This window comes from Neorhizobium tomejilense, from assembly GCF_964254135.1.
GTDB classification, from domain to species: Bacteria; Pseudomonadota; Alphaproteobacteria; order Rhizobiales; family Rhizobiaceae; genus Neorhizobium; species Neorhizobium tomejilense.
The window spans coordinates 2,112,069-2,131,552 of the sequence record NZ_CAXUSO020000001.1 but is presented as its reverse complement, the minus strand read 5'-3'; the positions used below and the strand labels follow the sequence as shown (position 1 = coordinate 2,131,552).

The 19,484-nt window shown below is 63.6% G+C and carries 18 protein-coding genes; 5 read left to right on the top strand and 13 right to left on the bottom strand.

What is annotated here, in order from left to right:
- Nucleotides 1-6 precede the first annotated feature (6 nt).
- From ACSQ3G_RS10910 to ACSQ3G_RS10860, 11 genes are all read right to left on the bottom strand, one after another.
- Nucleotides 7-192, bottom strand: coding sequence for a hypothetical protein (locus ACSQ3G_RS10910; protein ID WP_436110041.1), 186 nt, complete (start codon nt 190-192; stop codon nt 7-9).
- 100 nt (nt 193-292) lie between these two features.
- Nucleotides 293-2,131, bottom strand: a complete 1,839-nt coding sequence (gene atzF, locus ACSQ3G_RS10905; RefSeq protein ID WP_436110040.1) for an allophanate hydrolase — start codon at nt 2,129-2,131, stop codon at nt 293-295.
- Nucleotides 2,128-2,481, bottom strand: a complete 354-nt coding sequence (locus ACSQ3G_RS10900; RefSeq protein ID WP_436110039.1) for a cupin domain-containing protein — start codon at nt 2,479-2,481, stop codon at nt 2,128-2,130. Before ACSQ3G_RS10900 ends, atzF begins: the two co-directional genes overlap by 4 nt.
- Nucleotides 2,474-3,157, bottom strand: a complete 684-nt coding sequence (locus ACSQ3G_RS10895; protein WP_436111704.1) for a cysteine hydrolase family protein — start codon at nt 3,155-3,157, stop codon at nt 2,474-2,476. The genes ACSQ3G_RS10900 and ACSQ3G_RS10895 overlap by 8 nt, the downstream gene beginning before the upstream one ends.
- A gap of 11 nt (nt 3,158-3,168) precedes the next feature.
- Entirely contained in the window at nt 3,169-4,719 is a 1,551-nt protein-coding gene (locus ACSQ3G_RS10890; protein WP_436110038.1) for an ABC transporter ATP-binding protein, read from the bottom strand.
- Between the two features lies 1 nt (nt 4,720).
- The gene (gene atzD, locus ACSQ3G_RS10885) at nt 4,721-5,776 is read right to left on the bottom strand and encodes a cyanuric acid amidohydrolase (RefSeq protein WP_436110037.1); all 1,056 of its coding nucleotides are present in this window, start codon (nt 5,774-5,776) and stop codon (nt 4,721-4,723) included.
- A complete protein-coding gene (gene biuH / locus ACSQ3G_RS10880; protein WP_436111703.1) occupies nt 5,776-6,477 on the bottom strand; it encodes a biuret amidohydrolase in 702 nt (233 codons plus the stop codon). Before biuH ends, atzD begins: the two co-directional genes overlap by 1 nt.
- 11 nt (nt 6,478-6,488) lie before the next feature.
- The gene (locus ACSQ3G_RS10875) at nt 6,489-7,505 is read right to left on the bottom strand and encodes a formamidase (RefSeq protein ID WP_436110036.1); all 1,017 of its coding nucleotides are present in this window, start codon (nt 7,503-7,505) and stop codon (nt 6,489-6,491) included.
- A 12-nt stretch (nt 7,506-7,517) separates the two neighbouring features.
- Nucleotides 7,518-8,444, bottom strand: a complete 927-nt coding sequence (locus ACSQ3G_RS10870) for an ABC transporter permease (protein ID WP_436110035.1) — start codon at nt 8,442-8,444, stop codon at nt 7,518-7,520.
- Complete coding sequence (locus ACSQ3G_RS10865; protein ID WP_436110034.1) at nt 8,444-9,574, bottom strand: ABC transporter permease; 1,131 nt, start codon at nt 9,572-9,574, stop codon at nt 8,444-8,446. The genes ACSQ3G_RS10870 and ACSQ3G_RS10865 overlap by 1 nt, the downstream gene beginning before the upstream one ends.
- Before the next feature lie 23 nt (nt 9,575-9,597).
- Nucleotides 9,598-10,725, bottom strand: a complete 1,128-nt coding sequence (locus tag ACSQ3G_RS10860; protein WP_436110033.1) for a BMP family ABC transporter substrate-binding protein — start codon at nt 10,723-10,725, stop codon at nt 9,598-9,600.
- 340 nt (nt 10,726-11,065) lie between these two features.
- Here ACSQ3G_RS10860 and ACSQ3G_RS10855 point away from each other — a divergent pair, with 340 nt between their 5' ends.
- The gene (locus ACSQ3G_RS10855; RefSeq protein ID WP_105400728.1) at nt 11,066-11,740 is read left to right on the top strand and encodes a GntR family transcriptional regulator; all 675 of its coding nucleotides are present in this window, start codon (nt 11,066-11,068) and stop codon (nt 11,738-11,740) included.
- 570 nt (nt 11,741-12,310) lie between these two features.
- On the opposite strand, the gene ACSQ3G_RS10850 is transcribed toward ACSQ3G_RS10855, so the two are convergent.
- Together ACSQ3G_RS10850 and ACSQ3G_RS10845 are read right to left on the bottom strand one after the other, a co-directional pair.
- Complete coding sequence (locus tag ACSQ3G_RS10850) at nt 12,311-13,747, bottom strand: M81 family metallopeptidase (RefSeq protein ID WP_436110032.1); 1,437 nt, start codon at nt 13,745-13,747, stop codon at nt 12,311-12,313.
- Between the two features lie 8 nt (nt 13,748-13,755).
- Entirely contained in the window at nt 13,756-14,898 is a 1,143-nt protein-coding gene (locus ACSQ3G_RS10845; protein WP_436110031.1) for an ROK family protein, read from the bottom strand.
- 135 nt (nt 14,899-15,033) lie between these two features.
- On the opposite strand from ACSQ3G_RS10845, the gene ACSQ3G_RS10840 reads away from it, so the two are divergent.
- From ACSQ3G_RS10840 to ACSQ3G_RS10825, 4 genes are all read left to right on the top strand, one after another.
- Entirely contained in the window at nt 15,034-16,569 is a 1,536-nt protein-coding gene (locus tag ACSQ3G_RS10840) for an ABC transporter substrate-binding protein (RefSeq protein WP_436110030.1), read from the top strand.
- Between the two features lie 89 nt (nt 16,570-16,658).
- On the top strand, nt 16,659-17,579 hold the full coding sequence (locus ACSQ3G_RS10835) for an ABC transporter permease (RefSeq protein WP_436110029.1): 921 nt from the start codon (nt 16,659-16,661) through the stop codon (nt 17,577-17,579).
- Nucleotides 17,579-18,445 carry an ABC transporter permease gene (locus ACSQ3G_RS10830; protein ID WP_436110028.1) on the top strand — a complete coding sequence of 289 codons (867 nt, stop codon included), beginning with the start codon at nt 17,579-17,581 and terminating at the stop codon, nt 18,443-18,445. The genes ACSQ3G_RS10835 and ACSQ3G_RS10830 overlap by 1 nt, the downstream gene beginning before the upstream one ends.
- Nucleotides 18,442-19,446, top strand: a complete 1,005-nt coding sequence (locus ACSQ3G_RS10825) for an ROK family protein (protein ID WP_436110027.1) — start codon at nt 18,442-18,444, stop codon at nt 19,444-19,446. The genes ACSQ3G_RS10830 and ACSQ3G_RS10825 overlap by 4 nt, the downstream gene beginning before the upstream one ends.
- The last annotated feature ends 38 nt before the right edge of the window (nt 19,447-19,484 follow it).

Below are 19,484 nucleotides of genomic sequence, written 5' to 3'. Positions count from 1 at the left end.
TGCGCTCTACTTCTGCTTGGTACCGGCGCTCTTGCCGTCCGAGCTCTTCGACCTTTCCTCGAAACGGTCGGCGCCCTTGGCGAGGTCCGATCCCTTCTGAGCTTCGACCTTCTTTTCTTCCTTGCGGGTGCTCTGCTTCAGACCGCGTGCGGATTCCCGACCCTTTTCGGTCGGAGCCTGTTCGATACCCATGATTTCTCCTCCAGCGCCTGATTGGCGCAGCAGTCGAACGGGCGGCGCGTGAAGGCGTTCCCGCACATGCGCATCTTTTCCGGATCTGCGTCCCGTGTGATCAGCCGACGTTGCCGACCCGCGGCAGCGACGCGAACTCCTTGAGGTAGGCCCGCCAGCCGCCATAGGCGGTGATGTCGAGCGCGCCCTGAAGCGCGAACGGTTCGGCCAGAAACCCCTTGGCCGAAGTGCCGTCCGACAACGTGACGGTGCCGATGCCGAGCGGGGGAGGGATCGCGGCGACGAACAGGCCGAAGCCCGCCGGCGTCAGTTTCCAGACCTCGACCTCGATCTCGCCGCCTTCGCCTTCGGCGACGCGGACCATGCCGGGTTTCGGCGGCACCGTGCCGGCCAGCGCATAAAGCCTGTAGGCGGCGGAGGTTTTCGCGACCCGGGAGAAGGTGCCGTCGAGATCGGTAAGCTGATGGTTGAGCGGCATGCCGGATAGGTGCGCACCGACCACGATGACGTCGATCAGGTCGTCGCTGGCGATTGCGACAAACGTTTCGGATGGCGCCGGAAGCGGCCAGCCGGTGGCGCCGAGCGAAAGGCCGCTCGCCTGGTGAAGGTCGCGGGCGACGGACGCGGTGAGACCGTCGCGGCCGAAAGGGGCAAGCAGCGTGACACTTGCCGGCAGGCCGTCGGCACGGGTGCCGGTCGGCACGGCGATGCCGCACATGTCGAGCAGATTGACGAAATTCGTATAGGTGCCGAGCCGCGAGTTTTCCCGGATCGGCTCGGCATCCAGGTCGGCACGGGTGTAGTGGGTCGGCGCGGTCGGCACGCAGAAGAGATCGACGGATGCGATCAGAGGCGCCAGCGTCTTCTTCAGGGCCTGCAGTGCATATAGACCCTTGAAGGCGTCGGCCGCGGAGAGCGATTTGGCGCCGCCGTAGATTTTTCGCGTCACCGGGTGGAAACTCTCTTCCTTCGTGTCGAAGAACGGCTTTACCGCGGCATAACGCTCGGCCACCCAGGCGCCTTCGTAGAGCAGATTGGCGACCCTGTAGAAATCGCCGAACGGCACCTCGATGATGCGATGTCCGAGCCTTGCGAGCATCGATACGGCATCGCCATAAGCCGCCTCCATGACCGTATCGCCGAAGAATTGCAGGTCTGCCCTGGCGGGCACGCCAATCGTCAGCACCGGCGCTGCCGAGCCGAAGCCGGTTGCCGGAACCACTTTCGAATAGGCGTCCGTTTCATCGTATTTCGCGGCGACGGAGAAGACCTTCCAAGCGTCGTCCGCGGTCAGCGCGAAGATCGAGACGCAGTCGAGCGTGCGGCAGGCGGGAATGACGCCTGTAGTCGACAGCGCGCCGACGCTCGGCTTCAGCCCGACAATGTTATTCAGCCCGGCCGGGATGCGGCCGGAACCGGCGGTATCGGTTCCGAGCGCGAAGCTGACAATGCCTTGTGCGGTCGCGACCGCCGACCCGGAAGATGAGCCGCCCGGCACGAGCCTCGCGTCGATGGCATTTTTGGGGATCGGGTAGGGCGAACGGACACCGACCAGACCGGTCGCGAACTGGTCGAGATTGGTCTTGCCGATGACGATCGCCCCGGCTGCCTTGAGCAGGCCGACCACGGTCGCGTCCTTCTCGGGCATGTAGGCATAGTCCGGGCAGGCGGCGGTGGTCGGCATGCCGGCGACGTCGATATTGTCCTTCACCGCGAAGGGAATGCCGAAGAGCGGTTTCGCCGGATCAAAGGCGCCAAGGTTTGCGGCTTCCGCCAGCACCGTCTCCCTGTCGGCCAGGTGAATGAAGATGCCGGGATCATCGACCTCGGCGATCCGCGCGAAAACCGCTTCGACGATCTGCGCGACACTGCCGCCATCCTGGTAGAATGCGTGAAGCGAGGCGATGTCGAAGGCGGGCGTCTGTTCCGGCAAGCTCATGCCATTTCCTCTTCCAGTATTGTCACCGGCCGGTCCCACTGGATCAGCACGACGCAGCCGGTATCGCTCCAGACGGAGTGTTCGGTGCCGGGCGCATTGACGATATAGCTGCCGCGGCCGTAGTCGCCGGCCTCGTCGGATTGCACGCCCTCGAGCACCAGGATGGTTTCGAGGCCTTCATGGCGATGGCGGGGAACCCCGGCGCCGGCCTCGTATTTCAACAGCGCCACGCCCGGCTGGTCGCCATCAAAGGGGCGGATCCAGTGGATCGTGACCTCGTCGCGGAAGGGCTCGAATTCCAAGTCTTTCCATCCACCTAGCGTCAGAAGTTCGCGGGTTGATTCAGGCATTGGTCATCCCCTTTGGCGCGATCCCGTCCAAAATGTCGTCCACATGAGCGGTCCAGCCGACGATCGCGCCCTGGGCGCGGATCATGGCGATGGCGGCGGCCTTGAACTCGGGAAAATAGCTCTCGGTCGCCTCTTCGGCGAGCAGGCATTCGTAGCCGCGGTCGTTCGCCTCGCGCATCGTCGTCTGGACGCAGACTTCCGTCGTCACACCGGCAAAGACGAGCTGGCTGATGCCTTTCGCCTTCAGCACGTCGCCAAGCTCGGTGGCGTAGAAGGCGCCCTTGCCGGGCTTTTCGATCACCAACTCGCCATCGATCGGCGCAAGTTCGGAAATGATCGCCGTGCCCGGTTCGCCTGAAATCAGAACCCGACCCATCGGGCCGAGATCGCCGATCCGGAGCGTTGGATTGCCGCGGTCGCGCTTGGCGGGCGGCAGGTCGGAAAGGTCCGGCTTGTGGCATTCCATCGTGTGAATGACCGGCAGGCCGGCATCGCGAAACCCCTGGATGAGGCGTTTGACGTCCGGCACGATTTTGGTGATGCGGCCGACATCGTTGCCGAGGCTGGCGCCAAAACCGCCAGGCTCGGCGAAGTCGCGCTGCATGTCGATGACGATAAGCGCCAGCGTTTCCGGTTTCGCCGGGAAGGCGAAGGGTTCTGCCTTGATCTCGATTATCCCCTCGGCCATCAGTGATGCCCCGCCATATGGGCGCCGATGACGCCGATATCGGCGGCGCGGATCGGGGTTTCGTAGACCAGCTTGCCTTCCGAAATGACCATGATGCGGTCGGACATTTCCAGCAGTTCGTCGAGGTCTTCCGAGAGCAGCAGCACGGCGGTGCCTGAGTTGCGGGCCCGCATGATGCGGGCGCGGATTTCGGCGACTGCTGAGAAATCCAGGCCGAAGCATGGGTTGGAGACGATCAGCAGATCGACGTCGCCGGTCAGTTCGCGGGCCAGCACCGCGCGCTGCACGTTGCCGCCGGACAGGGCGGCGATCGGTGACGACGAGGAGGCGGTCTTCACCTTGAAATCCGAGATCAGCGCGGAGGCGCGCTTCTTCATCTCGCCCTTGTTCAGCCAGATCGCATCCTTGCCGTCACCCTTCAGGTCGAAGGTGCGGAAGGCAAGGTTTTCGCTGACCGTCATTTTTGGCGCGCAGGCGTTCTGGAGGGGTTCTTCCGGGATGAAGCGGACATTGTTCCTGCGGGTTTCTGGGCGGGTCGCGCCATAGGCCTCGCCGTTGACGGTCACCGTGCCTCGGTCGGTCGGGCGCTGGCCGGCGAGGATTTCGGTCAGCTCCTTCTGGCCGTTACCGGAAATGCCGGCAATGCCGACGATCTCGCCGGAACGGACAAAAAGATTGTCGATCTCGATAGTCTTCAGCCCGGAACGGTCCGGCGCCTTGACCTGTTCGACCTTCAGCACCGATTTCGCGGCTTCCGGCACTGGCAGGCGGCTGTCGAGTTCGGCGAGCTTGACGTCGCCGATCATCATGCCCGCCATATCGGAGGTGGAGAGTTCACTCACCTTGCCGGTGCCGACCAGCTTGCCGCGGCGCAGGATCGACACCGCATCGGCAAACTTCGTCACCTCGTGGAACTTGTGGCTGATCATCAGCACGGTCAGTTCGCCGCGCTCGGTCATGCCGCGCACGATGCCGAGCATTTCGTCGGCTTCGGCCGGCGTCAGCACCGAAGTCGGTTCGTCGAGCACGAGGAAGGAACGGCCGAGATAGAGCTGCTTGACGATTTCCAGCTTCTGCTTCTCGCCGGCCGCCAGTTCGCTCACCGGCCGTTCGAGCGGAATCTGGAAGGGCATGCGCTCCATGAAGGCGGCAAGGTCCTTGCGTTCCTTCGCCCAGTTGATCACCGAGGGCACGGAGGTGCGGCTGATCACCAGGTTTTCGGCGCCGGTCAGCGAGGGGACGAGCGTGAAATGCTGGTAGACCATGCCGAGCCCGTAGGTCGCGGCATCCTTGGGCGAGGCGACCGAGACTTCACGGCTGTCGACCGAGAGCGAGCCCGCAGTCGCGTGGTAGAAGCCCATGATGCATTTGACGAGCGTCGACTTGCCGGCGCCGTTTTCGCCGAGCAGAGCATGGAACGAACCGGCGGGCACGCTGATCGAGACGTTGTCGAGCGCGGTGAAGGAACCGAAGCGCATGGTCATGCCGAGCGTTTCGATGCCGACCGCCTTGCCGGCCTGCGGGAGTGGGGTATCGCGAACGATGCTCACTTCAAGTCTCCTTTTCGACGATAATAGCGACGGGGCCGCCGCCGGGTGGTCCCTGATGCTCGGCGCCGCCCGAGACGTAGAGGTCGGTCATGCCGAAAACGCCCGCGAGAACGCCGCCGACGAAAGCGCGGGCGTGGCGCGTGCCGGAAATGTCGGAATCGTCCAGCATCGTATGGCGCTTGCCGCCGATCTTGCCGGAAGGGTCCGGCTCGGCCTTGGCGAGAACCGCTGCAAGGCGGCTGTTTTCCGGCAAGCGTTCACGCGCCCGGCGGACTGAACGTGCGTCGATCGCGTTTTCCATGACCGCATGATCGATCGCGAACGGGCCGGACCACCGGGAGCTCATGCCGAGGACAATGATCTCGTGGTCGATCAGTTCGACACCGGCCGATGTCGAGGCACAATTCGAGAAGAGGGCAAAACGGATACCGATATCGGCATCGGCGATTTCCGCTTCGTCGACCTCGCCGAGCGCCACCGCGACGCCGAGCGCGGAGGCGCCGCGCGACAGGCCCATCGACTTCAGCGTGTCGCGGGTCGCGACGGTGGCGCCCGCGGCCTCCGCCTCGGAGATCCGGCGCGACGTCAGCAGCGGGCATTTGATCTGGACGAAATGCACATCCGTCGGGTCGTCGATACCGGCATCCCGCATTGCCGCCCTGACCCCGTCGGCGACGAGCAGAACCTGTTGCCGGCGTCCGAGATGATGGGTGGGCAGAACGGGCGTGCGGGAGGCACCGATTGCGAGCGCTCGTTCGCCGGGCGCTTCCACAGTCTCGCGGGTGAAGATCGTCCAGTGCGGCGAAAGCGCGCCTTCGGTTCCACCCGACATGACGGTCAAAACCCCATCGACACCATGCCTGTGGAACAGGTCCTCGAAGCTGCGGGTCGCATATCCACGGCTGAAATCGTTGACGCAGCCGTTGCCTTCGGTCTTGCCGAGCACCGCCACGACGTTCTTCGCCGCAAGGCCGCCCGCAAACAGCGCCTCGACGCCGGCGACATCGTCCGGGCCGTCGGCGGGTATGCGATAGACGTGGGCACGCAGCGAAGGCATCAGGGCAGGGCCTTCACGAGTGCTTCGGAATTGGAGACGGCACCGAAGACGCCACCCTGCATCTTGACCATCTTGATGGCAGCGAGGTGATTTCCGTAGTCGGTGGCGCCGCAGCAATCCTCGAGCATCAGGCATTCGAAGCCGCGGTCGTTCGCCTCGCGCATCGTCGTCGAGACGCAGACATCGGTGGTGATGCCGGTCAGCACGATGTTTTCGATGCGCTTCTGGTTGAGGATGAGTTCCAGGTCGGTGGCGCAGAAGGAGCCCTTGCCCGGCTTGTCGATGATGACTTCGCCTTCGATCGGATAGAGTTCCGGGATGATGTCCCAGCCGGGTTCGCCGCGGGTGAGGATGCGCCCGCAGGGACCTGGATCGCCAATGCCCGCGCCGATGCGCTGCGAGCGCCAGCGTTTGTTGGCCGGCAGGTCGGCGAGGTCCGGGCGATGGCCTTCGCGGGTATGGATGATGTGGTAGCCTTTTGCGCGCATGGCGGCGAGGACGCGTTTGATCGGTTCGATCGGCGCCTGCACCAGGGCTAAATCGTAACCCATGTGGTCGACATAGCCGCCCTTGCCGCAGAAATCGGTCTGCATGTCGATGATGATGAGGGCGGTGTTCTGAGGTCTCAGGTCGCCGTTATAGGGCCAGGCATAGGGATCGGCGTCGATATAATGCCCTTTGGTTTCAACCATCGCGTCCATCATTGTCTCTCCTATTCGCCAGCCAGCTTGAACGTCTCGCCATAAGACCGCACGGGTTTGTCGAAGCCGCAGGACGTGCCGTCGGTGACCTTCACCGCGTCCTCCCAGGGCAGCCTGTATTTTCCGGCGATCAGATCGTGCATGTAGGTGTAGGGCGCATCGCCGGCTCCGCCTGCGACCGCGACGTAACCGCGATGGCCGAACTGGTAGATGTTGTTCTCGACGCCCCAGCCGAGCCGCGCCTCGCGCACCAGATCGGGGCGCACTTCGGCGGTGATGATCTCGTTGACGCGGCCGGACATGCCGTGGGCGATGATCGTGCCGTCGAAATTGCAGACCATGCCTTCGCCCATCGAATCGAACGTGCCGTCAGAGCCGCACATGCAGACGCTCGCCGTCACCATCAGGTTGCAGAAGGCGTTCGACTGGTTGGTGAATTTCCAGCTTTCGCGGATCGGCGCGGTGTAACCGGCGGTGCGGATCATGATCTCGGCACCCTTGTAGGCGCATTCGCGGGCCATTTCCGGGAACATGCCGTCATGGCAGATAATCAGCGCGAGTTTTGCGCCCTTCGGCCCGTCGATGACCGGAATGCCGAAATCGCCAGGCTCCCAGGGCTCGACCGGCACCCAGGGGTGCATCTTGCGGTAATAGAGCTTCAGGTCGCCGTTATCGTCGATGACGATGCCGGAATTGTAGGGCATGCCGCCGGGGTTGAGCTCCATGATCGAGAAGCAGCCCCAGATGCTGTTTTCCTTGCAGGCCTTCCGGAACGCTGCAACTTCCGGGCCGTCCAGCGTGCACATGATCTCCGGATTGATGTCCATCGAAAGGCCGTGCAGCGCGTATTCGGGAAAGACGACGAGATCCATGCCAGGCTGGTTGCGCCGGGCCTTGGCGACGAGATCGACGATCACCTGTGTCTGCCGGGCGAGATCCGCCCTGGTGACAGTCACCGGAAGCTGGAGCTGGACGAGGCCGATACCGACGCCGTGCTCCGATTTGTTGAGGCCGCCCAATCCATTCATGACCGATCTCCCTTATTTCGTCAGCGACAACGCGCCTGGCGCACCGGCAAGCGAGCGGGTGGGCGACGAGGTCGCGATCAGGATGATGAGGGTGAGCACGTAGGGTGCCGCGTAGAACAGGTAATAGCCCTGCGTGACGCCGACCGACTGCAGGGCGGGGCCAAGAGCGCCGGCGCCGCCGAAGAGCAGCGCGGCGAGGAAGCAGCCGATAGGGTTCCAGCGGGCGAAGATCACCAGCGCCACCGCCATCAGGCCCTGGCCGGAGGAAATGCCTTCGTTCCAGGAGCCTGGATAAAAGAGCGACAGGTAGGCGCCGCCGATCGCTGCGAGCGATCCGCCGGCGGCAGTCGCCAGAAGCCGCACCCGGTCTGGGCTGATGCCCATGGCGCGGGCCGCATCGGTGCTGTCGCCGACGACGCGTAAGGTGAGGCCGATGCGGGTGTTCTTGAACGCCCACCACAGGAACAGCGCGAGTGCGGCGCCGATGAAGAACAGCACGTTGATGTTGAGCGCTGCCTGAACCTGCGGCACCGCCGACCAGCTGCCGAGCGGGATGGAGGGCAGTTTCGGCGCCACCGGCTGGATGAAGGATTTTCCGAGGAAGAAGGCGAGGCCCAGGCCGAACTGCATCATCGCAATGCCGATGGCGATATCGTTGACCTTGGGCCATTTGCAGATCCAGCCGTGGATCGTGCCGAACATGGCGCCGGTCGCCATCGCCGCCAGCACGCCCAAGGTCGGCGAACCGGTCATCACAGCCACCGCATAGGCGGTCATAGCGCCGAAAACGAGCGTGCCTTCGAGCCCGAGATTGATGCGGCCGGAACGCTCGGTGATCGTCTCCCCGAGCGAGACGAAGATGAAGGGGGTGGAGACGCGGATGGCGCCTGCGAAGATCGCCAGCGGCACGCCCCAGAGGCCGATACCTGTGTCGTCCATCAGAGGCTCCTTTTCCAGAGGTCGGGATTGAAGATCTTGAAGCGGCCGTAAAAGGTCTCGCAGAAGAGGATGACGATGAACAGCGTGCCCTGGAGCACGAGCACGGTCGCATCGGGCAAGCCCATCCGCCGCTGGATCAGGCCGCCCGACGCGGCGATGCCGCCGAGCAGGATGGCGACCGGGATGATCGCCAGCGGATTGTGGCGTGCCAGGAAGGCGACGAGGATGCCGGTATAACCGTAACCGGCGGCGAGCGAGGCGTTGGCGCTGCCCTGAACCGCCGCGACCTCGATCATGCCCGCCAGACCCGCGAAACCGCCGGCAATCGCGGTGAAGCCGACGATCAGCTTGCCGACAGGCAGGCCTTGGATCTGCGCGGCGCGGACGTTGCCGCCGGCGATGCGGGCGGCGAAGCCGAAGCTGGTGATCTCGATCAGTACCCAGGAGAGGATGCAGGCGACAACGCCGATGACGAGGCCCCAATGGACGTCCATGCCGGGGATCTGGCCGAGCATGTATTCCTTTGGCAGGGGTTTGGTGGAGGGCTTGTTCAGACTGGCCGGGTCACGCAGCAGCCCTTCGACGAACTGGTTCATCAGGGCAATCGCGATATAGGCCAGAAGCAGCGAGGAGATCGTCTCGTTGACGCCGCGATAGTGGCGCAGGAAACCGGCAAAGCCGATCCAGATGCCGCCGACGACCATGGCGGCAAAGCCCATGAAGACGAAGAGCACGATCGGCGGCACGATGCCGACGAAGGGCATGGCGCTGGCCGCCGCCGCGACGCCGCCGAGGACGACCGCGCCCTCCGCGCCGATGATGACTAGGCCGAGCCGCGCCGGCAGTGCGACGCAGAGTGCGGTCAGCAGAAGAGGAGCGGCGCGGGACAGGCTGTTCTGGATCGAGAACCAGCTTCCGAAACCGCCCGTGTACATGAGCTGGAAGAGGGTGATCGGCGACTTGCCGATCGCCAGGATGAAGAGGGAGAAAAGCGCCAGGCCGATCAGGATCGCCACGAGCCCGATCGCCACGGGTTCCGCCCGTCGTGCCAGCCATTCGAGGAGGGGGCGCAGCGAAGCTCCGCTCCCCGTTGCTATCGATAGTCCCGGATCGTTCGCTTCGACGGTCATCGCGCTTCTCCTCCACCTCGAGATCAGGACGTGGACCCGACGACGCCCTCGACCAGGTAACCCATGCTCTCGAGTTCGATCGCATCCTCGGCAAACGACTTGCCGGCGGTGACGACAACATTGCCCTTGTTGTCCTTGATCGGGCCCTTGAAGACCGAGAACTTGCCGGTCATGATTTCGGCAAGCGTCGCCTCGAACTTCTTGCGACCCTCGGCGGAAACGGCGGGTCCGAGCGGGCTCATCTTGACGAAGCCGTCCTTCAGGCCGCCGCGGACGAAATTGCCGAGCTTGCCGCCGCTCTGGGCCGCCTTGATGAAGTTGGTATAGACATTGCCCCAGGCCCATTCGGCACCAGTCAGGTATTTGTCCTTGGCGAGCGCGCTCTGGTCGGCATGGTAACCGCAGACGAAGGCGCCGCGGCGGGCGGCGGTCTCGACGACAACCTTCGGGCTGTCCACATGGCAGGTGATGACGTCGGCGCCCTGGTCGACCAGCGCGTTGGTGGCCTCGGCTTCCTTGACGGCGAGCGACCATTCGCCGGTGAAGATCACCTGGCAGGTGATCGTCGGATCAACCGAACGGGCGCCGAGCAGGAAGGAATTGATGTTCTGGACCACCTGCGGAATGGGCTTGGCGGCGACGAAGCCGATCTTCTTGCTCTTCGACGCATAACCGGCGGCAATGCCGTTCAGATACTGGCCCTGGCCGATATAGCCGAAATAGGAGCCGGTATTCATCGGGTTCTTGCCCTCGGTCCAGAGGCCGCCGCAATGGCGGAATTGCACTTTTGGGTATTTCGCGGCCATCGCCAGCATATGGGGGTCGAAATAACCGAAGGAGGTCGGGAACAGCAGGGTGGCGCCGTCGAGGTTGATCATCGACTCCATGGTCTTCTGGACATCGACGGTTTCCGGAACGTTTTCCTCTTCGACCAGCGTGATGCCCGGCATCTTCTTGATGACGGCCGCGCCCTCGGCGTGCGCCTGGTTGTAGCCATAGTCGTCCTTCGGGCCGACATAGATGAAGCCGACGGTCAGCGCCGTCTGCGCCATGACCTGCGAGCCGATCAGGCCGGGGACGGCACCAGCAGCCAGGCCGGCGGCGGAAGCCTGGAGGAAATTGCGGCGGTTCATGGGAAGGAGTTTGGTCATCGGCATGCTCCTTGCGGCTCTGGGCCGGTTTCGAACGGGTACAGTAAAGTGCATGCAATGTGCGTGCCAGAACTCAAGCCATTGTTACTAAACAGAAATTTTACACACCGAAAACTCTACAATGAAAAGTGCATACAGATTCATCGCATTTTCGCTTAAGAAATAATCAATAGTCATTATTTGTTCAGCAATCCGCCGGAAGGGCAATACGGCAATCGCCGGTGATGCCTTTTCGACATCGGAAAGCTGAAAGTTACCGTGACGTTGGCGCCGTTATTTGACTTATGGAGTCCAGAACGGCATCTGTATGCAAATTGTGAGGTTTAAACAGAATCGTCCCGTGAAGCAGGCCAGGCGCAGAGAAGTCATCCGTACCGGAACCACCGTCGAACAGATGGTGCGGGCGATTGCCGACATGATCGTCACGGGCGCTCTCCTGCCGGGCGAGAAGCTCGACGAGATCTCGCTCGCGTCGCGTTTCGAGGTTTCCCGCACGCCGGTGCGCGAGGCCCTGCGCGAACTCGGCGCCATGGGGCTTGTGGGCCGCGAGCCGAACCGCAGCGCCGTCGTCACCAACGTCACCGAGACCCATCTTCACTCGATGTTCGAGGCGATGGCCGAGCTCGAAGGTATTTGCGCGCGGCTCTCGGCGGAACGGATGACGGTGGACGAACGGCGGGCGCTGGAGCTCGACCACCGCGGCTCGATGCGGCTGGTGCATTCAGGCGCGGAAGAGGAATACGCGGCGCACAATACCGAATTCCATACAAGGCTTTATCGCGGCGCCCATAACGACCACGTCTTCGAAATGGTGACCCAGACGCGGGCGCGGCTCGCACCTTTCCGTCGGGCGCAGTTCCGCCTGCCGGGACGCCTTGCGAAATCCTACGAGGAGCACGACCAGATCGTCATGGCGATCATGCGCGCCGACGCAGTCGCGGCGGGGCAGGCCGCCTATTCGCATGTGGCGATCGTCAGCGACGCCAGCGCGGTGTTTGCGACCGCCGGGGAGTAGACGGCCGTCGACGTCACCACCTCTTTTCCAGACAGCACTTTTGGCCGCGCGGATGAAAATCCGGCGGTTGCGTTCTGCGGGAGTGGGGCAGGCGGGGTATTTCGGAGTATTGGGTATTCAGGCTTTCCGCCTGCCCCGGCCGTTTTGCGGTTCCGGGGATTGTCAGGCCCCTTAAGCCGCTTCCTCGACCGTCACCGGAAACCGGACCTTGCGAGCCGGATGATGCGGCCGGTTCGCGAACCCGGTTTCCCATCCGATGACGGCAGGATTATGCGGGTCGTTGCGGGACGCGGGGACGGACGGGGAAGGGAAAGCGGGTAAGTGTCTGAACGACGGTGAGAAATTTTTCGGGGATGCTGAAAGCGTCCCCGTCCGATTCAAACTGCCCCTCATCCGCCTGCCGGCACCTTCTCCCCGCAGGCGGGGCGAAGGAGATATGCCGTGGCCTCTCCGTTCCTCTCTAGCGGTGTCGTGGGGCATGTCCCCTCTCCCCGCGCGCGGGGAGAGGGTTAGGGTGAGGGGCTAACGCGCCGGCATACGCCTCACGCAACGGGAGACATCACGCCAAATTCACTTCGACCGCGCCGAAACAAACACCTGCGGTTCGTAGGCAAAATCCTTGTCGAAAGGATAGGTCGGCCTGAGCTTGTGATGGCGTTCCAGGCGTTCGACGAACTGGTCGACGACGCCGGGTGACAGGGCCATCAGGTTCGGATTGGCGATCGGCGCCAGTTCCGGGGAGAGATAGCCCGACTTCACGACGATGATCTTGGCGCCGTTCGGATCGAGGCCGAGGCGGGTGAAATCGGCGATGTAGTGGTAGGGGCGGCGCTTGGCGGAGAGGACCAGTTCTATGCCGCCGATCGCCACGACCGCCTGCCGGTCGGCAAGGTCTGTGGTCTCGTGGAGGAACTGCACCTTCACTTTTGCCTGGACCGGCTTGCTGCCGATCGTATCCAGCGAGGCGCCGATCGTAAGGTCGAGCTCGGCGCCGACGCCAGCGGCATAGCAGGCCTCGGTTGCCGCCTTGTCGGCAATGCCGGCGAAGACAACGCCGGTCGCCTTCTTGTCGATCAGGTCGGCCAGCACCTCGGCGCGATCACCGACGCCGCCGCCGGTCGGGTTGTCGCCGGATTCGGCAAGCACCACCGGAGCCGTCTTCGATGAGATGGCCTTGTCGACGCATTCCTGGATCGAACTGGTCTCGCAGCCGAACACGAATTTTTCGCGCGCATCCCAATACGCTTTTGCGACACGCTTGGCCTCGCGCTCGAGGACCGCGCGGTTGGTGCCGGTCATGATCGCGGCGGCGGTGGCGCGCGGTTCGTCGGCCCAGACGTAACCGACCATCAGCGAGGCATCCCAGACGCCGTCGATCGCATCGATTTCCGGCATCATCTCGTAGAGGCTTTTCGCGGGCTCATCGACCGTCGAGGTGCGCTCGCCGGGCAATACGACCGGGATCGGTGCCCAGAGAAGGACCGGCTTGACGCCGGTCTTCAGACTTTCCACCAGCATCTTTACCGAGCGGCGCATGGTTTCTTCCACATCGATATGCGGCGCGGTGCGGTAGGTGGAATACATGTCGAGCGCATCGATGATCCGCTGGCTGACATTGCCATGCAGGTCGTAGCTGGCGGAAACCGTGCAGTCCGGGCCGACCAAGTCGCGGGCGGCGGTGATCCAGTCGCCCTCGGCATCCTCCATGCCTTGAACATACATGGCGCCGTGCATGGCCAGATAGAGACCGTCCAGCGGCAGCAACGGCTTCAGGCGATCGAGGAATTCGGCCTTGAAGCGCTCGTAGGTGGAGCGGGAGACCGGGCCGCCGGCAATGGCGCGGCAATGGATGGTCGGCAGAAATTCGGCGTCGTAATCCTTGAGGAAGGCGAAATAGGGCGCTGCCGTCAGCTCCTCGCCGCGCACGACGCGAAAATCCTTTTCCTCGTTGAGAACCGGATTGTAGGTGCTGCATTCGATATGGATGCCGCCGACAGCGATACGCATGGGAAACCTCAGTTGGAGTTGGGGCCGATCAGGAAATTATGGGCTGCGATGCTGGCGGCACCGCGCGCCCAGACATCGCCATCGACACGCTTGATGCGGATCGGCGTCTGGCCGGCGTAACGCGGCAGCACGTTGGTTTCGATGGCCTGGTTGACCACCGTGCCGAACAGGCCGTCGAACGAGCCTTCGACATGGGTGATCAGGATCAGGCCTGGGTCGTTGATCTGGATGAGGTTGGCGATCGCCAGCCCCAGGGCGGAGCCGGCGCGGTGCAGGATGCGGATCGCGGCGGCATTGCCGGTCGAGGCCTCGTTCTCGATGTCGGAAAGCGAGACGCATTCGAGCCCCTCGGCGCGCGACATTTCCTTGATCGCCTTCATGGAGGAGACGGTGTCGAGGCAGCCGCGCTTGCCGCAGCGACAGGGGGAACCGCCGGGCTCGATGGTGCAATGGGCGATTTCGCCGGCGCCGCCGTGATTGCCGCGATAGAGTTTGCCGTCGATGAAATGGGCACAGCCGATGCCATCGCCGAGCGAGACGACGCTGAAACTCTGGATTTCGCGGGCGCTGCCGAACAGCTTTTCGCTGACGGCGACCGCCTTTGCGTCGTTCTCGATGAAGGTTTCGACGCCGGAGCGTTCGCGGATGATCTTTGCGAGTGGCACGTCCTGCCAGCCAAGCAGGGTGGACTGCACGCAATTGGCCTGGGATTCATCGACGAAGCCCGACAGCGCGACGCCGATGCCCGAGAGTTTTTCCCGGGCGTCCGGATGGGCTTCGAGAAGGCTCGGCAGGCCCTCGGTGATCGCTTCGGCGATGACATGCGGATCGCGCGACAACGGCATCGACTGGCGGGCGATGATCTTGCCGTTGAGATCGCTGAGGATCATCGGCGCCGGGTCTTCGAGCAGCGAGATGCCGACGAAGAAGGCGCATTCCGGATGCAGGTCGAGCCGCACCGACGGGCGGCCCTGGCCGTAGACCGTCTCCGTCTCGTGCAGCACGCCGAGGTCGATCAGGTCGCGGGCAATGCCGCTCATTGCCGCTTTGCTGAGGCCTAGCAGGTTCGCCATCTCGGTCCGGCTGAGCGGGCCGGACTCGCTGATGACGCGCACAAGCTGGCGCTGGGAGGAGGTAAGCAGAGCGTTCAAGGCAGCTGTTTTCTGTTTGTGAAGGTGGGTTGACACTAAGTTCAGAAAATGAACAAATCAACGCCAATAAATTATAAAAATGATCTAAGGCGGCAACGACCGCCCTCGTGTCAACAAAACCAAGGGTGAACGACCATGACCATGTTCCTGAAAAGTCGCCATTTCACGCTCGCCTGCGCGGTTGCGGGCAGCCTCGTGTTTCCTGTCGCGGCGAGTGCCGCGACGCTCAACGTGATGCAGACAGAAGCCCCGCGCTCCATGGATCCGGGCGACCAGACCGCGACCTATACCGCAGCCCTGCTCGACCCGATGTACGAAGGTCTCGTCAAGCGCGATCCCGATCTGTCGCTGAAGCCCGCGCTCGCCACCGAATGGTCGGCCGACGCGTCCGGTCTCGTCTGGACCTTCAAGCTGCGTCCGGGCGTAAAATTCCATGACGGCACTGCCTTCGATGCCGACGCCGTGGTCAAGAATTTTGCCCGCCACCTCGATACCAAGCGCGGCCTTGCCGCCAGCGGCCGGTTGCGCACCTTTCTCGAAGGCGTCACCGCCGTCGATCCGACGACCGTTCAGTTCAAGCTGAAGACGCAGTATCCGGCCTTCCTCGCGCTCCTCACGACCGGTCCCTGCCTGATGGTCAGCCCGACCGCGGATGCCGCCGGCACGGTCGGTTCCAAGGCGGTCGGCACCGGTCCCTACAAGTTGCAGGAATACAAGTCCGGCGAATACGTGCTGCAGGCCAAGAACACCGACTGGTGGGGCGGCACGCCGAAGGGCGAGGACCAGATCAAGTGGAGCTGGACCGGCGAGCCTTCCGTCATGAACATGGCCCTGCAGACCGGCGATGCCGACGTCATCAACCCATTCCCGGCCGCGTTTGCCGCACAGGTCAAGGCAAACCCCGAGATGAAGCTCTCGACGACCGACGGGTCGGCTGTGTTCTGGGTCTCGCTCAACACCAAGCTGAAGCCGCTCGACGACGTCCGCGTCCGCCAGGCGCTGAACTATGCGACCGACCGGGAAGGCCTCGTCAAGGCGTTCATGAACGGCTATGCGACGCCGGCCAACTCGCCGCTCGCCCCGGTCACCCCCGGTTACGACAAGTCGCTGAACCCATATCCGTACAATATCGAGAAGGCCAAGCAACTCCTGAAGGAAGCCGGTTACCCGGATGGCTTTGCCATGTCGACCATCGTGCAGGAGCAGGAATCGCGCATCGGCGAACTGCTGCAGGCGATGTGGGCTAAGGCCGGCGTCAAGCTGGACGTGCGCAAGATGGAGGGCGGCGTCTGGTCGAAGGCGGCCTTCCAGGATCCGGCCGGCAAGGAGAAGGACAATATCGGTTCGTCGATCGCCTCCTGGTCCTCCGGCGTCAACGGCGCCGATCTGCAGTTCCGTCCGCTCTACTACTCGAAGAGCGCGTCGCCGGCCGGCGCGAACCTCGGCTTCTTTTCTGACGCCAAGCTCGACGAGTTGATCGACAAGGCCGCCTCGACGCTCGACGAAAAGGCGCGCAACGCCATCTATGTCGACGCCCAGAGACAAGTGAACGAGCAGGCTCCGCATGTTCTGCTCTATACCAAGCAGGACCTGTTTGCGACGCGCGCCAGCGTCAAGGGCACGTGGGTCATTCCGGGCGGCCTGATCGTCGTCAAAGACGCCAAGAAGTAATATGCATAATGCGGGGCGGATGGAGAAATCCGTCCGCCGTTTCCTTTTATGAAACATGGGGCCGAAATAACGGGCTCCAGGGCAGGCGGATGAAAGCCTATATCCTCAAGAAATTGCTGGCTCTGCCGTTGATCCTGGTCGGCGTTTCGCTGCTGGTCTTCGTGGCGATCCGCGCGCTGCCGGGCGATCCGGCCCGGCTGATGGCCGGACCGGAAGCGACGCAGGAGGCGGTCGACAACATGACCGTCCGGCTCGGCCTCGACCGCAGCCTGCCGGCGCAATACGCCTCGTTTGCCTATGGGGCGGTGAGGGGTGATCTCGGTACGTCTATCAAGTCCAAACTGCCGGTCGTCGCTGAAATCGGTGAACGCCTGCCGTTCACGATCGGGCTGGCGATCACCGCCTATCTGATCGCGATCGGCATCGGCGTGCCGGCCGGGATGATCGCGGCAATCTACCGGCATGGCTGGCCGGACCAGTTCGTGATGATTCTTGCGATTGCCGGCGCCTCGATCGCCAATTTCTGGCTGGCGCTGATGGCGATGAATACGTTTTCCGTGCAGCTCGGCTGGCTGCCGCTCTTGGGCGCCAGTTCGTGGAAAAGCTTCATCCTGCCGTCGATCACGCTTGCGGTACTGCCGACGGCCGTCATCGCCCGCATGACGCGCTCCAGCATGATCGAGGTGATGAGCCAGGATTATATCCGCACGGCTTATGCCAAGGGCGTGGCGCCCAGCAAGATCTACTGGAGCCATGCGCTGCGCAACGCGCTGCTGCCGATCATCACCATTGTCGGCCTGAATTTCGGCAGCCTGATGGGCGGTGCGGTGGTCACCGAATCCGTCTTCAACTGGCCGGGTATCGGACGGTTTCTGGTCGATGCGGTGCGCTACCGGGATTATCCGGTCATCCAGGGCGTGACGCTGGTGGCGGTCACCGGCGTGGTGATGATGAACTTTCTCGCCGAGCTGCTGATCGCCGTCCTCAACCCGAAGATAAGGTTCGACTGATGGCGTCCGTTGACACCGATATCGCGTCGCGGCGCCCGGCCGTTCTCCGGGGACTGCGCTGGATGGCGACCCATCGCAGCATCACGCTGGGTAGCCTGTTGATCGGCATCATCGTGCTCGCCGCGATCTTCGCGCCGTTGATTGCACCCGCCGACCCTTACATGCAGGATCTGCTGGCGACCATGGAGCCGCCGTCGCTGGCGCATCCATTCGGCACCGATGACAACGGTCGCGACATCTTCGCCCGGGTCATCTTCGGGGCGCGCATCTCGTTGCTTGAAGTGGTCCTGGCCGTAGGGCTGGCGGTGCTGGTCGGCGTGCCGCTCGGCATCCTGTCGGGCATGAGCGGCCGTTATGTCGACCAGGCGATCATGTGGACGATGGACATCCTGTTTGCCTTTCCGGGCATCGTGCTCGCCATCCTGATCGTCAGCGTGCTCGGCACCAGCCTGATCAACCTTTTGATCGCCATTGCCATTTTCTCCGTGCCGGTCTACGCCCGGCTCAGCCGAAACCTGACGCTGGGCCTGAAGCGCATGGATTATGTCGAAGCCGCCGTCTCGCTCGGCATCTCGCGCCGCCGGATCATGAGCCATTACATCCTGCGCAACGCGATCGGGCCGATCATCGTGCAGTCGACGCTGACCGCCGGCACGGTCATCCTGTCGGCCGCAAGCCTGTCGTTCCTCGGCCTCGGCGCCCAGCCGCCGCTTCCCGAGTGGGGCGCTATGATGAGCGACGGCCGCAACTATCTTGGCCTCAACATCTGGATGTCGCTGTTTCCGGGGCTGGCGATCATGATCACCGTGCTCGGCTTCAACATTCTCGGCGACGGTCTTCGCGACCTTCTGGATCCGCGCAAATGAGCATCGCCGCCACACCCCGCACGACGGGCCGGATCGGGCCGGGCAGACCGGTCTTCTGCGTCGATATCGGCGGGTCGTTCATGAAATTTGCGGTCTCGCCGGCGCCGGGTGCGCTTGTTCCGCTGGAGAAGGTGGCGACGCCTGCCGCCAATTGGGACGATCTTGCGGCCTCCCTCGCGACGCTTATCGAGCGCAATTCGCAGGCGGGCGATCCGGCTTCGCCGCTGGCGCTGTCGATTGCCGGCCTCATCGATCCTCGGACCGGGGTTGCCACCTCAGCCAATATTCCCTGCATTACCGGCAGACGGATCGGCGACGAACTCTCACTCATCCTCGGACGGCCGGTGCTGGCCGCAAACGATGCGGACTGCCTGACGCTCGCCGAGGCCAACGAGGGGGTAGGGCGAGGCCATGCGGTCGTCTTCTGCGCCATCATGGGCACCGGCATCGGCGGGGGGCTCGCGATCGACGGGCGGCTGGTTCGCGGGGCCGGCGGGGTCACCGGGGAGTGGGGTCACGGCCCGATCCTCAACACTACGGTCGAGATCGATGGCGAGACGCTGCATATCCCGCGCTTTTCCTGCGGCTGCGGCCAGTCCGGCTGCGTCGACACGATCGGCGGGGCGCGCGGCATCGAGCGGCTGCATCATTTCCTGCATGGCTGCGAGGAGACGAGTTATCGAATCCTCGAGGATTGGCAGGCGGACGAGGCGAAGGCGGCAAGGACCGTCGCCGTCTATCTCGAACTGATCGCCGATCCGCTGGCGCTGTCGGTCAATGTCACCGGCGCCTCGATCGTGCCGGTCGGCGGCGGGCTTGCCTCGGTCACGCCGCTCATCGATGCGCTGGACCGGGCGGTGCGCAAGCGTATCCTCAATCGCTTCAATCACCCGCTGGTGACACCAGCGCTCCGTCAGGAGGATGGCGGGCTGGTCGGTGCCGCCGTGCTCGGCCATCAAAGCGCCGGCTACGGTCGCGAGAGTGCCGTTCAAGGTCATTAAAGCGCTTTTCAGCGGCGCCTGCTATTACACGAGAGTGC